This window comes from Sulfurospirillum sp., from assembly GCF_036802865.1.
Classification (GTDB): Bacteria; Campylobacterota; Campylobacteria; order Campylobacterales; family Sulfurospirillaceae; genus Sulfurospirillum.
The window spans coordinates 132617-145106 of sequence record NZ_DAIRVK010000003.1 but is presented as its reverse complement, the minus strand read 5'-3'; the positions used below and the strand labels follow the sequence as shown (position 1 = coordinate 145106).

General features: G+C 35.6%; 15 protein-coding genes. 6 read left to right on the top strand and 9 right to left on the bottom strand.

Annotated features, from left to right (window positions below):
* Position 1 precedes the first annotated feature (1 nt).
* Complete coding sequence (gene ccoS, locus V7Q04_RS08505) at positions 2–241, top strand: cbb3-type cytochrome oxidase assembly protein CcoS (protein WP_333804570.1); 240 nt, start codon at positions 2–4, stop codon at positions 239–241.
* 106 nt (positions 242–347) lie between these two features.
* On the opposite strand, the gene V7Q04_RS08500 is transcribed toward ccoS, so the two are convergent.
* Positions 348–647: a c-type cytochrome gene (locus tag V7Q04_RS08500; RefSeq protein WP_333804569.1), complete on the bottom strand. Its 300-nt coding sequence runs from the start codon at positions 645–647 to the stop codon at positions 348–350.
* A 150-nt stretch (positions 648–797) separates the two neighbouring features.
* On the opposite strand from V7Q04_RS08500, the gene V7Q04_RS08495 reads away from it, so the two are divergent.
* From V7Q04_RS08495 to gmhA, 5 genes are read left to right on the top strand one after another with little or no spacing between them, the layout of a single operon-like run.
* Positions 798–1502, top strand: coding sequence for a tetratricopeptide repeat protein (locus V7Q04_RS08495; protein ID WP_333804568.1), 705 nt, complete (start codon positions 798–800; stop codon positions 1500–1502).
* Complete coding sequence (gene gmhB, locus V7Q04_RS08490) at positions 1503–2012, top strand: D-glycero-beta-D-manno-heptose 1,7-bisphosphate 7-phosphatase (protein ID WP_333804567.1); 510 nt, start codon at positions 1503–1505, stop codon at positions 2010–2012.
* Positions 2013–2020: 8 nt separating this feature from the next.
* Positions 2021–3031, top strand: a complete 1011-nt coding sequence (gene rfaD, locus V7Q04_RS08485; protein ID WP_333804566.1) for an ADP-glyceromanno-heptose 6-epimerase — start codon at positions 2021–2023, stop codon at positions 3029–3031.
* Positions 3024–4442 (top strand): D-glycero-beta-D-manno-heptose-7-phosphate kinase, encoded by a 1419-nt coding sequence (rfaE1, locus tag V7Q04_RS08480; RefSeq protein WP_333804565.1) that lies wholly within the window; start codon positions 3024–3026, stop codon positions 4440–4442. The genes rfaD and rfaE1 overlap by 8 nt, the downstream gene beginning before the upstream one ends.
* Positions 4439–5011, top strand: a complete 573-nt coding sequence (gene gmhA / locus V7Q04_RS08475; RefSeq protein ID WP_333804564.1) for a D-sedoheptulose 7-phosphate isomerase — start codon at positions 4439–4441, stop codon at positions 5009–5011. The genes rfaE1 and gmhA overlap by 4 nt, the downstream gene beginning before the upstream one ends.
* On the opposite strand, the gene waaF is transcribed toward gmhA, so the two are convergent.
* The 8 genes from waaF to waaC are packed head-to-tail and all read right to left on the bottom strand — an operon-like array spanning position 4971 to position 12431.
* Positions 4971–5915 (bottom strand): lipopolysaccharide heptosyltransferase II, encoded by a 945-nt coding sequence (waaF, locus tag V7Q04_RS08470; RefSeq protein WP_333804563.1) that lies wholly within the window; start codon positions 5913–5915, stop codon positions 4971–4973. The two genes, gmhA and waaF, sit on opposite strands and share 41 nt — an antisense overlap.
* Entirely contained in the window at positions 5912–6772 is an 861-nt protein-coding gene (locus V7Q04_RS08465) for a glycosyltransferase (protein WP_333804562.1), read from the bottom strand. Before V7Q04_RS08465 ends, waaF begins: the two co-directional genes overlap by 4 nt.
* On the bottom strand, positions 6769–7572 hold the full coding sequence (locus V7Q04_RS08460; protein WP_333804561.1) for a glycosyltransferase family 2 protein: 804 nt from the start codon (positions 7570–7572) through the stop codon (positions 6769–6771). Before V7Q04_RS08460 ends, V7Q04_RS08465 begins: the two co-directional genes overlap by 4 nt.
* Positions 7562–8314 (bottom strand): glycosyltransferase family 2 protein, encoded by a 753-nt coding sequence (locus V7Q04_RS08455; RefSeq protein WP_333804560.1) that lies wholly within the window; start codon positions 8312–8314, stop codon positions 7562–7564. Before V7Q04_RS08455 ends, V7Q04_RS08460 begins: the two co-directional genes overlap by 11 nt.
* Positions 8302–9381: a glycosyltransferase family 9 protein gene (locus V7Q04_RS08450; RefSeq protein WP_333804559.1), complete on the bottom strand. Its 1080-nt coding sequence runs from the start codon at positions 9379–9381 to the stop codon at positions 8302–8304. The genes V7Q04_RS08455 and V7Q04_RS08450 overlap by 13 nt, the downstream gene beginning before the upstream one ends.
* Complete coding sequence (locus tag V7Q04_RS08445) at positions 9368–10588, bottom strand: O-antigen ligase family protein (RefSeq protein ID WP_333804558.1); 1221 nt, start codon at positions 10586–10588, stop codon at positions 9368–9370. The genes V7Q04_RS08450 and V7Q04_RS08445 overlap by 14 nt, the downstream gene beginning before the upstream one ends.
* Positions 10585–11475, bottom strand: coding sequence for a lipid A biosynthesis lauroyl acyltransferase (locus V7Q04_RS08440; RefSeq protein WP_333804557.1), 891 nt, complete (start codon positions 11473–11475; stop codon positions 10585–10587). Before V7Q04_RS08440 ends, V7Q04_RS08445 begins: the two co-directional genes overlap by 4 nt.
* Positions 11469–12431 carry a lipopolysaccharide heptosyltransferase I gene (gene waaC / locus V7Q04_RS08435; RefSeq protein WP_333804556.1) on the bottom strand — a complete coding sequence of 321 codons (963 nt, stop codon included), beginning with the start codon at positions 12429–12431 and terminating at the stop codon, positions 11469–11471. Before waaC ends, V7Q04_RS08440 begins: the two co-directional genes overlap by 7 nt.
* Positions 12432–12490 lie beyond the last annotated feature (59 nt).

Here is a 12490-nt window from a genome sequence, read left to right as displayed (position 1 = left end):
TATGGATGGTTGGATTATAGCGATGATGTTAGGAGCTTCCACCCTTTTGGGTGCATTTGGTTTATGGGCATTGCTTTGGGGGATTCGCAGTGGGCAATTCGATGATCATAAAAAATTTTTAGATGGTGCTCAATTTGACAGCGAAGAAGCACTGAATGATGCCGTGATGATGGAACGTAAAAAAGCGGAGATTTTAAAGCAAAAAGAGAAAAGAGAGACAAGCTACGCACCACCGGATTAATCATATGATTTTGAGTGAGAAAACGTTCTGCCTCGAAGAGGCAAGCTTTAGCGCCCCAGTGGCAATAACGTAGACACAGAAGCTTTGCTCCTGTGTCGTGTAGAGTTTATTTATATGAAGCGATTGTCGCAGCGACTGCTTTGAGATCCTCATCTGTAAGACCTGTTGCAATAGGTTTCATAACACCTTTCATTGCGGCACCATAACTACCATCTTTGTAGCCATTAACAGCAGTAACGATTTTTGCTGCATCCCAACCAGCAATGATTTGTGATTTAGCCAATGCAGCTTTAGAAGCTTTTTCTCCATGACAGGAAAAACATTTTGATTGGTAAATAGCTGCGCCATCGGCCGCCATTAAACTAGATACAGCTGCAATTGCTAAAATTGTACAAACTTTTTTCATACGAAATACCCCTTTTTGAGTTGTGTTCGAAAATTATAACTAACCATACTTTAACCCTGCTTAGTTTTTTTAAAGTAGTCTAAAGAGATATTTTCATTTCTATAAAACTTGGATATAATCAGTCCAAATCTTATACTAATAGGAGTGCATTTGTTGCGGGGGATTGTTGTATTTTTATCTGTTTTAAGTACTCTTGTGGGAGCTACCCATAGCGTTTGTGAAGTAGAAAGAACAGATACTCAAAAAGCCAAAGAAGCCATTGAATTAATTCTAGTCAATGAGCCTGAAAATACAGTCTGTATGCTCCAACTTGCCAATATTTATCTCAAACTTGGGAAAATTGCTCAAGGGTTTGAAATCTTAGTTGATGCCTACTCCATTGATCCACACAATGTACAAAATAGCCGTATTGCAACGGTACTTCCTTTTGCACTTAAAGTCACGAAGCTTAAACAACAAGCCGCTAAAACAAATGATAAAGATATCTGGAATAAATTGGGTGATGGGTATTTTGAAATGGGCATCTTCAATGAAGCTTCCGTGATGTATAAAAAAAGCTTATTGGTTGATGATATGCAACATATGATGCGCCTCAAACTGGCACTTGCTCTCCAAAAAAATTCACAAATTTATTCTGCGATTGAAGAAGTTCAAATTGTCTTGATTAAAGAGCCAACACATCTTTATGCGAACTATTACATGGGAAAATTTTTGGCATATGATTTGAAAAATCGTCAAGAATCGCAAAGCTTTTTCCAAAGAGCTAAAAAATCACTGATCGCACAAAAAGATGCTTTTGGCTACCTCGAATATACCAATTTACTCAGTGATATTACCAAAGAACTAGGAGAATAGGTGCAAAAAGCAATCTTCTTGGATCGCGATGGCGTAATCAATATTGATCATGCATATGTTTCTAAAATTGAGGATTTTGAGTTTTGCAAAGGCGTGTTTGAAGCCTTAAAACATTTTCAATCTTTAGGGTATCTGCTTATTGTTGTTACCAATCAGTCTGGCATTGGACGAGGGTACTATACTGAAGAGGATTTTGAAACATTGAGTAGTTGGATGTGTCAAGAATTTTTATATAACAATATCAAAATCGATGCGATTTACCACTGTCCTCACTCTCCTGAAGCACATTGTGAATGTCGAAAACCTAAAAGTGGCATGTTTAAAGAGGCGATAAGTGCATTTGACATCGATGTGAAAGACTCATGGATGATTGGTGATAAGTCAAGCGACATTGAAGCGGCACAAGGTGTAAACATTGGCAATACGATCTTTCTAGGTGAAGCACAAAATAGCGGAGCTAAATATTGCGTTAATTTTCTTTTGGATACAATAGACCTTATTAAAAATTAGGGTTTAGCATGCAATATACTGAAAAAAATTTTAATCATAAAAGTATTTTAATTACAGGTGGAGCAGGGTTTATCGGTAGTAATCTTGCTTTTTATTTTCAAGAAAATTATCCTACATGTAACGTCGTTGTCTTTGATGTTTTTAGAAGTGAAGCCACCTTTTCCAATGGCAATCTTAAAAGCTTTGGTCACTTTAAAAATCTTATAGGCTTTAAGGGTGAAGTCATTAGCGGTGATATTAATGATGAAGAAGCACTAAAAAAACTCTCTTCGTATCAATTTGATTATATTTTTCATGAAGCTGCCATCTCCGATACAACGGTTTTAGATCAAGGTATTATGGTTAAAACGAATGTTAATGCTTTTAAAAGTATCCTAGAATTAGCCAAAAAAAGCAATGCAGTTGTAGTGTATGCTTCCAGCGCTGCAACGTATGGAGATGCTGTTTCACCTCAGAGAGTGGGGCATGAACAACCTCAAAATGTCTATGGTTTTAGCAAACTCGCTATGGATCATTTAGCCCGTGAATTTTATGCACAAAACCCTACTATGAGCGTGATAGGGCTACGTTACTTCAACGTTTATGGTCCAAGAGAATACTTCAAAAATACAACGGCTTCCATGGTTTTACAACTTGGGCTTCAAATTTTAAGTGGTAAAACACCACGTCTCTTTCATGGATCTGATAAAATTGTACGTGATTTTATTTACATTGACGATGTTGTTCAAGCCAATATAAAAGCAGCAGCTTCTGGAAAAAGCGGTGTTTACAATGTAGGAACAGGCAAGCCTCGAAGTTTTCAAGACATCGCTGACATCTTGCAAAAAGAGTTAGAGACGAACTTAGGAACAGAGTATTTTAACAACCCATACAGTGCGTATCAGATGCACACAGAGGCAGATATCTCTACGACGCAAAAAGAGTTAGGGTATGAACCACGCGTAAGTTTAGAAGAGGGTATTAAAGCCTACGTGCCTGAAATTAAACGTATTTTTAAAAGCGAAGTAAAACATGGATAGATTAAGAGCCTATCAGCCTTCCATCTTGGTCATTGGCGATTTGATGCTAGACCATTATTTGTGGGGAAAATGCGAGCGTATTTCTCCTGAAGCACCTGTTCAAGTCGTGGACGTTCAAAGGGAAAGTACAGTCCTAGGCGGTGCTGGAAATGTTGTCAATAATCTCTTAAGCTTGGGTGCGAAGGTGAGTGTTTTAAGTGTCGTTGGAAATGATGATAATGGCAAAGAACTCCTGAGCATGCTTGAAACTTTGGGTGCAGATGCCAAAGGGATTATAAAACAAGAAGATCGAAAAACCAGCAAAAAAAGCCGCGTAATCGCTTCACATCAACAAGTAGTGCGTTATGATAGTGAATCCAAAGATGACATCACCGAAGTTTCTGCAGATGCTCTTTTAGCGCAATGTGAAACGTATATTCCAAAGGTAGATGTTATTTTACTTTCTGATTATGGCAAAGGTGTGTTAACAACAGCATTTACACATAGCGTAATAGCGCTAGCCAAAAAATATCACAAACCTATTTTGGTTGATCCCAAAGGGGATGATTATAGTAAATACAGTGGTGCAACGCTGATTACTCCGAATAAAAAAGAGGCAAGTATCGCCACAAAAATAGCCATCAAAGATGATGAAAGTCTGCAAAAAGCAGGAAACTCACTCAAAGAGAGTTTGGATCTTGAATACGCCATTATTACACTTTCTGAAGATGGTATGGCAATTTTTGGTGAACAATTTGAAAAAATGCCAACGGTTGCACGCGAAGTGTACGATGTCACTGGTGCAGGAGATACAGTTTTAGCAAGTTTGGGTTATGCTCTTTCTTGTGGCCTCAGTATGAAAGAATCAGCCTCTTTTGCGAATGCTGCAGCTGCCGTAGTCGTTGGAAAACTAGGAAGTGCAACCGTAACTCTGGATGAAGTGGATGCGTATGAGCATAGCTTAAGAGCTGCTACAGCAGAGAGTAAGATTAAAACTAAAGAAGAGATCATCCATCTACTTCAAACCAAAAAAAATCAAAAAATTGTTTTTACCAATGGCTGTTTTGACATCTTACATGTAGGGCATGTGAAGTACCTTGAAGTGGCTAAAAGTTTTGGTGATATACTGATTCTTGGGCTTAATTCGGATGATTCGATTAGGCGACTCAAAGGTGAGAGCAGACCGATAAACCCTTTGGAAGATAGAGCGTATGTTTTAGCAAGCTTAGAATCGGTCAGTTTTGTTGTCCCATTTGAGGAAGATACTCCTTTAGCGCTTATCTCTGCCGTTAAACCTGACATTTTGGTTAAAGGTGCTGATTATGAAGGGAAAGAGGTTGTGGGAAGCAACATTGCCAAAGAAGTACGACTCGTTCAGTTTATTGAGGGTAAAAGTACAACTAAGATTATTGAGAGGGCTCAACAAAAATGATGGAAATGATACAACGTGAGATGCTATCGCATCAAGCGGTTATTGCAAAAACCATAGAGAGTTTACAAAGTCATATTTATACTGCGTGCATTATTGCAACAGAAACATTGAAAAATGGTAATAAAATTTTATTGTGTGGAAATGGCGGTAGTGCTGCGGATGCACAACATATCGCTGCAGAGCTTAGTGGACGTTACAAGAGTGATAGACGAGGACTTGCAGGTATTGCATTGACAACGGATACTTCTGTTTTAACAGCTGTTGGCAATGACTTTGGCTTTGATAGAATTTTTGATAGGCAAGTGGAAGCACTAGCGAGAGAAGGTGATTTACTGATCGGTTTTTCAACCAGTGGTCATAGTAAAAATGTGGTGCGAGCTCTTAGCCTTGCCCGTAATATGGGGTGTAAAACGATTGGGTTAACAGGCCGTGATGGTGGTGTTATGAGTGAATTTTGCGATATTAATTTAATTGTTCCAAGCGATGATACCCCTCGCATTCAAGAGATGCACATTATGATCGGTCATATTATTTGCCAAGCGATAGATGACGCTCTAACAGTGAAATAACTTCTTCTGCTTTAATGCCCCGCATGCACTCGTGTGTTTTGATGGGGCACTCTCGTTTCATGCAAGGAGCACAGGAAAGGTTGTGTGAAAGAATAGTGCTGTTTGGATTTTTCCATGGGGACGTCTCTTTATACCGTGTTGGTCCAAAAAGAGCAATCGTTGGAATTTGATACGCAGCGGCCACATGCATCGGTCCACTGTCATTCGTAACAAAAAGGCTCAATCCTGCAATAGTTTGTATTAGCTCTTGAATCGTTGTTTTTCCCGCTAAATTAGTTACATTCCTGATAGCGTTTTCATTGAGTGTTTCTTCAACTTCTCTTGCAATATCAGCTTCATTCGGTCCACCAAAAATGACAATATTATAGCGGTTTGCAAAATGTATAGCTACTTTTGCAAACTCTTCTGGATACCATCGTTTTGCGCTTCCATATGTTGCTCCTGGATTGATTCCCAGTGTTGGTTTGTCAAAATGAAAAGGTGTTTGATAGAGTTTTAAAGGAAGTTCTTTTGTACTTATATGTAAATATTTTGCTATAAATTGGGTGTACTTTTCAACCTGATGCCCCACATAAACATTTTTTTGATAGTGAAATTTTTTGCGAGCATTGATACACCATAATAGGAATGATGATGTCCATGAACTTCTAAAACTAATTGCTTTATCAAAAGTGCCCAATGTATGTGCTAGGGTGCAAAGCCAATAAAACCTCGAAAATGCTTTTTTACTCTCATCTACAATGCAATGTGAAACTTTTGGGTGATTTTTGAGTGCCTCGGTGGAGACAAAAGAGCCAAATAGGGTAATGTCTGCATTGGGATAGTGCTCTATGATATTTTCAATGGCAGGCGTTGTCATAATGGCATCCCCAAGCCATGTTGGAAGTTCGATAAAAAGTTTCATTTGATGCGTTTATAGTGTTTTTTACTCAGTTCTAGCCCAAAAATATTTTCTAATTTGAGCATTATTCGATGTTTTTTCTCTTTCTTCGTTAAAACATGATTTTTATCAGCTTGAAAAATACCTTTTTCTTTGGGTAACCATTCTTGTACAATCTTTGGGTGGGTTCCTTTGAATTCTTGGATGATACTACCGTCTATGTCTGCATAGTTGATGGTTTTGTGCCCTTTGTTCCAGTATTGTTGTACTTTTTCACTTTTTAGATTCATTTGTGCTTCGCTTCTCACCCACCCATAATGATACATTTTAGCTCCACACTCTACCGCTTTAGGGTATCTTCCTATTTTATTTTTATCCAAAACAAGCCAAAAAAGACCATCGGGAGCATAACTACGGATAGAATTTTTGATAATACGAGGTGCTTTTCGATACCATCCTGGACTCCAAAGATAGCTGTTTTCATTACCGTAAAAATGGTAATAATCAAAAACGATAGCTTCGACATTTGCATCGTCTTTATAGTGCTTCATACATTCATAAATTTTATCTAAATCATCTTCGTGAACTACTTCGTCACCCTCAAGGTAAAAAGCCCAATCTCCTGTGCAATTAAATTGAGCAATCATCTTTTGTTGACCGTAAACATAGCCACGGTCTTTCATATTATTGTTCCAAGCAGATTCTATAATTCTTATTTTTGGGCTATCAATCGCTTGGATAATTTTGAGTGTATCGTCTTCGCTTTCTCCAACATTGATAACAAACTCATCGACGATAGGTAAAATAGATTTGATAGACTCCACAAAAGGGTATCCCAGTATTTCACCATTTTTGATGAATGTAAATGCACTAATTTTCATAATGATAATCCAGTTGATGATATTTGAGATAAGCCTTCATTGCAGTATGTTGATTTTGATTGAATAGTTTGTAATAAAATCTCACAGTTATTGGAGTTTGCATTTCCTTCTTTATGGTATAAGTGATATTGAATACCTGCAAATTTCATATTTTTTCTTTTGATACCTATATTATATAATCGTTGAACAAATTCACTATCTTCTTGTCCCCATGAAGTAAATTTTTCATTAAAGCCATTGACTTTGAAAATATCATTTTTAAAAAGTGAAAAATTACAGCCTCGTATTCCTTTTAATTTTTGGCTTTTTATAAGTCCAAAAATTTTACTAAAAATAATATTTCTGATTGAATTTAATTTATTAGTATGTAAGTTACTAAATAGGGATGGTTTTATAAAACTTTTGCTCAATAATGTATTTGCTGTTAGTTGAGGTGATAATAAAACTCTACTACCTTGGATATAAGTATTAGGTTCAGCATGAAGTAGGTGATCTTCTACAAAATGAGGATCTAAAATCATATCGCCATCAGATACAATAATATATTCACTAGAAGCTTTTGCAATTGCTAGATTCCTCGAACGAGATAATCTAAATCCTTGATCTTCTTGCCAAGAATGGATAATTGGTATTGTTGATATTTTAGCAATTTGATTAATTAATTCTTTTGTATCATCTTTGCTACCATCATCGGCTATAATAATTTCATTAGGTAAAGTAGTTTGTTTTAATGCGCTTAAAAGAACTACTTCTAAGGCTTCTTTCCAGTTATAAGTTGTAATAATGAGGCTACATGTCATTTTTTAAATTCTTTTCATAAAGTTTTATATATTTGTAAAAAACACCATTGGCATTTGAAATTGAAATGACAAGCCCTTCATAACCATTTAAAAAACCTTTTTTTAAAAAATAAAATTTTATAAATGTAAAGAAGGCTCTTACCACAGCTTGAAAAGGAGATGCTTTTTTCTTACTTTTCTTATCTTGCGCCCAAAGTGATGAGTATTTTTGCATTTTATCGATTAACTCATCTACATTTTTAAACGAATAATGTTCTAATCCATTTTTCAATTTTTCAATTTTTAACCCATTTTCAATAAGACTTTCATGAACTAAATCGTCACTAAATTTTGTGCTTTGTTTATTAAAAATCCGTTTTACAAAATCATTGTCCCAACCACAGCATTGCATTTTTTTAGTGCCATAAAAATTAGATCTCTTGATGGAATAAATGGTGTTTTGATTAAAGTTTATAGAGTGTATTTCATTGATTAAAGCCGGTGTTGTAATTTCATCACTGTCTATTGAAAAGATCCAATCATTTTGAGTATAGTGAATTGCAAGGTTCTTTAGTGGTCCAAAACCAATGAATTCATTTTTAAATATTTTTACATTGGGGTATTGTTGGGCTATGGTCAATGTATTATCCGTTGATCCATTATCTAAAATGATAATTTCATCAAAAGATTGAAGTGCCCCAATACATTTAGTGAGATGCTCTTCAGAATTTTTTGTAAGTATGGTAACGCTTATTTTAACCATTGTTGAACTTCTTGAAAAATAGTGTTTGGATTTATGATATTGAGGCATTCACTTTGACCATGTTTATCATTGCATCCTGCTTTGCCACAAGGAACACAGGGCATATTGGTCTGAAAAATTGTGATAGACCCATAGGTATAAACGGGAGGCATTCCAGTATGATATGAACCATTTCGATTATCCCATGGCGACCACATGGATGTGAGTGTTGGGCCAAAAATAGCAAATATGCGTTTATTCTGAGCAGCGGCAATATGCATATTGAGAGTATCCATCCCCATGTATGCTTGGCAGAGGTGGGAAAGCGCAATATACTCACCCAGGGATGTTTTTCCTATGAAGTTATGGATATTTGCAAGTTGAGGTAGACTTTGTGAAATTTCTTCATCTATCAATGTTTTTCCGCCTGTAACAATGATAGGGATATTTAAACTATTGAGCAGTATTAAAAGATTATTGCGAATTTCATTGTTGAGCATTTTATATTTATATTGGGCAGATGGGTGAAAAATAATAAAATTTTTGATTCCATCATTTTGCAAAAGATTTTCAACATTTGTTATATCTTCTTCTTTTGGTACAGATGTAACTTGTAATTTTGAGTGATCAATATTTAATAGATCAAGCGGTGTGGTATTGTTGGAAATGATATGTTTTGATGTATCAAAAAAATAGTATTGAGATAGGAATATCTTCTTCCACCACGATTTCTTAGAGCTCTTTTCTACGGCGGCAATGGAGTGTTTGGCACCAAAAATAGCGTATAAGACACTTCTATCACTTGATGTTAAACTAATCGCTACATCATAGTGCGCAAAGATTGCTTTTATTAAAGAAAATTCTTGTTTTATTCTTTGTACAATTGACAGTTTTCGCCAAGAATATTTATAAAGATGGATGTTATGGATATAATCCAACGTCTTAGCAATCCCCAACGTATCATCATTAATAAGCAAATCAATTTCTGTATTTTGATAATATTTATGTAATGCATTGATTAATGGAGAACTTAAAAACACATCTCCATTGGACCTTTGGATAACGATTAAGATCTTAGACTTTTTCACCAGAAAAGTCCTTGTATAAAAATGCACTGAAATAAACAAATAAGAGTGCTGTATGATGACCTAAAAGGTAACTATCGCTCAGCATAATGGTTAAAAATAAAATAGGTAGAGCCAGTCTTAATGGCGACAGCACACCATCTGATTTGGAAAATGATCGAATTTGCATGTAAAAGATCGAAAGCATCGTTATAAGGCCTACAATTCCAGTTTGTGCTAAGACGAGTAAGTACATGTTGTGAGGATTGACTGTTGGCAGGACATTTGGTGATTTTTGCATGTTTACTTTTTCATATTCTTTAGGGAAATCACCAGTGCCTGCGCCAAAGATAGTGTTTTCCTTGATAATGTGTAAGGTATTTATTGCAAACGTCATTCGTAACCCAATGCTTGTATTTGGGTTTTCGTCAATGACTTGAATGTCGTTTAGTGCTTCATGAATTCGTGTGTTAAATAATGTGCTTACGCTGTATGCTATAAAAAAGATAGTAGGTAAGATAACCAGTATCATAAGTGCTGATTTTAGAATATTTTTTTTAAAATATAAAATAAGAGCTAGCGCTAGCATTATAAAAAAGCCAATTTGACCAGCTCTGCCACCGGTTATAAAAATATTGATCGTCATGGTTGTTAAAAAAAAGAGAGAAATTATTTTAGAAAAGTTGTTTTTATAGCTTTTAACGAAAAATATAAAGTAAATTAACAAAAAAACACTAAAAGCCAAAAATGGGTTGTATGAAATATGGCTCATAAAAGGTGTTGGGTTCAGCATGGTGGAACTTTGAAAAGCTGGGATAATACCAAGCCAAATAAGATATGACAATACTTCCGATAAACTCATGGCTGAGAGAAATGAAATAATATAATATTGGATGTGCTCTTTTTTAACAATAGTAATGAAAACAAGAGGAAGTAATATACGCCATTCTTTACTAACGATATGCAGTCCCCATGTTAAATCTTCACTCCACAATAGACCGATAACATGAACTGCAAAAAAGGCTAAGAAAGCATACGAAATTTTATTCTGATGCATAATCAAGAATTTTTCTTTGAACCGGCCTTCGAGTAGCCATAAAAGGATAATGAGCCCTATAACAGTCGTTCCAATGGATACAGATAGTGGGAATGTAAACCCTAATAAGATCATTAAATAGCTATTTATAGTTGAAATTTTGGTTTGAAATGATGAAAAATTAAGAATGGTCATTTGTAAAGTTCCTCGTATTGATTTTTCCATCTGCGGTGAAACCAAAACCATTCATCTGGTTTTTTCTCAATGGTACGTTGTGTGATATTAGCTTGTGCTTGAATACTATCGATGAGAGATTGTTCACTGTCATCAAGGGGTGGAAGGATTGGATCGTAAAAGGTTAAATCAAAGTGTTCGTGGTCTTGAGTCGTCATAAAGGCAGGAATAATAATACAGTCTGTTTTTTTTGCAAATTGTGCTGCTGCAGGTGTATGCCTTACAAGTTTCCCAAAAAATGGAATGAGGACACCCTCCTTTTCAGCGGTATTTTGATCGACAAGCAAACCTACACTTTCACCGTTTTTAAGAGCTTTGAGTATACCTCGCATTGCGCCTTTCTTATCTAAGAGTGTTACGTTGAAGCGTTGCCTGTTCTTTTCAAGAATGCTATTCATGGCGCAAGAGTCCAGTTCTCTTCCAATAATACTGATAGGTCCAAACTTTGCACCTACGGCTAAAGACATAAGTTCCCAGTTACCATAATGAGCTGTTTGAAATATTACACCTTTCTTGAGTTTTAAAGCTTCAAGGTAGATCTGTTCATTGTGAAAAGTAACTTTTTGAAGTAATTTTTCTTTTGAGATAGTTTGATTTTCTATAAAATCTTTGAGCAAGTAAAGCAAGTTTTTATAGCATTGCTTAATAATTTCAATTTTTCGCTCTTCACTCATGCGGTTTTCAAATGCAAGATCTAAATTTACTTTTGCAATTTTGTTATGTTTTTTATCAATCCTATATCCAATAGCTGCAAAAATATTAATTAAAAATATTAATAAAGACTTTGGAAGTTTTGTTACGAAAAATTTAAATAAGACAAAAGCTGATAAATAAAAAAAGTCTAACACGGAAGTAGTTCCTTCGCTAATGCAATAATTTTTTGAGGATCAATCTGTTGAATGCAAAAATCATGTTTGTTGATGTCTCTTGCATTTATAGCTTTTTCGCAATCTATTGTCAAATTAATAGCCGTTGTAACGGTGTTTCGCATCGAAGGTGTTGGCCCAAAAATGGTAATACTAGGGCACCCTAACGCCCAAGCCATATGTGTGGGGCCACTATCTGCACCAATGACTAACTGGCTATTTTGTACAACGGATTTCAGTTCATCCAAACTCAATTTAGGAAGCATTGTCGCGTTTGTATGATCGCAGATAAACTGTGCATCGTTTTTTTCTGGTTCGCTTCCCCACGCAATAAAACTTTGTACCTGTAAGGCATTGAGAATGCTCACGAAATGCTCTTTGGGATATATTTTACTTTTCCACGATGAGCCTGTGATAACAAGAAGTGTTGGTGCTATTTCATTCACATGCGTTGAAAATAAAAAGGGCTCTTTGTTTTGGATATCGGGTATGCCCATTTTTAGGGCTTCGCATGTAAGCTTGAGATTGCGCATAATGACATTTTCTTCATAGGGAACATGAAAAGAGCTCTTATAAAACAATGCAGCCAGAGGTTCTCGAAGGCTTTGTTTATCAAAACCAATGCAATTTTGACTCAAAATCCGAGATACGATGGCAGACTTGATTAACCCTTGCAGATCTAAAACAAGGTCATAGTGATTTAGCTTAGAGATATTTTTGAGCTTTTGGTATTCTTTAAGAAAATGAAATTTGTTGTTTTTAAGACGTAGAGGATAAATAGTGTGGATATGAGGGTTGTTCTCTAAAATACCCATAAATTTTTCTTCCACAAACCAATCTATTTGGGCATTTGGAATATTTTTTTTAATGTATTGCAAAACAATCATGGCATGAATAATATCACCCAGTGCCGATAGTTTCACAATCGCAATTTTCATTCCGTATCATCCCTTTTTAAATGAGTTAAGTTATAATTTTAACTAAACGTGACTTAAAG

Coding starts and splice junctions, on each gene's coding strand:
- rfaE1 (WP_333804565.1), top strand. CDS start 3,024: ATGGATAGATTAAGAGCCTATCAGCCTTCCATCTTGGTCATTGGCGAT.
- rfaD (WP_333804566.1), top strand. CDS start 2,021: ATGCAATATACTGAAAAAAATTTTAATCATAAAAGTATTTTAATTACA.
- V7Q04_RS08500 (WP_333804569.1), bottom strand. CDS start 647: ATGAAAAAAGTTTGTACAATTTTAGCAATTGCAGCTGTATCTAGTTTA.
- V7Q04_RS08465 (WP_333804562.1), bottom strand. CDS start 6,772: ATGAAAATTAGTGCATTTACATTCATCAAAAATGGTGAAATACTGGGA.
- V7Q04_RS08460 (WP_333804561.1), bottom strand. CDS start 7,572: ATGACATGTAGCCTCATTATTACAACTTATAACTGGAAAGAAGCCTTA.
- gmhA (WP_333804564.1), top strand. CDS start 4,439: ATGATGGAAATGATACAACGTGAGATGCTATCGCATCAAGCGGTTATT.
- ccoS (WP_333804570.1), top strand. CDS start 2: ATGGATGGTTGGATTATAGCGATGATGTTAGGAGCTTCCACCCTTTTG.
- waaF (WP_333804563.1), bottom strand. CDS start 5,915: ATGAAACTTTTTATCGAACTTCCAACATGGCTTGGGGATGCCATTATG.
- waaC (WP_333804556.1), bottom strand. CDS start 12,431: ATGAAAATTGCGATTGTGAAACTATCGGCACTGGGTGATATTATTCAT.
- V7Q04_RS08445 (WP_333804558.1), bottom strand. CDS start 10,588: ATGACCATTCTTAATTTTTCATCATTTCAAACCAAAATTTCAACTATA.
- V7Q04_RS08455 (WP_333804560.1), bottom strand. CDS start 8,314: ATGGTTAAAATAAGCGTTACCATACTTACAAAAAATTCTGAAGAGCAT.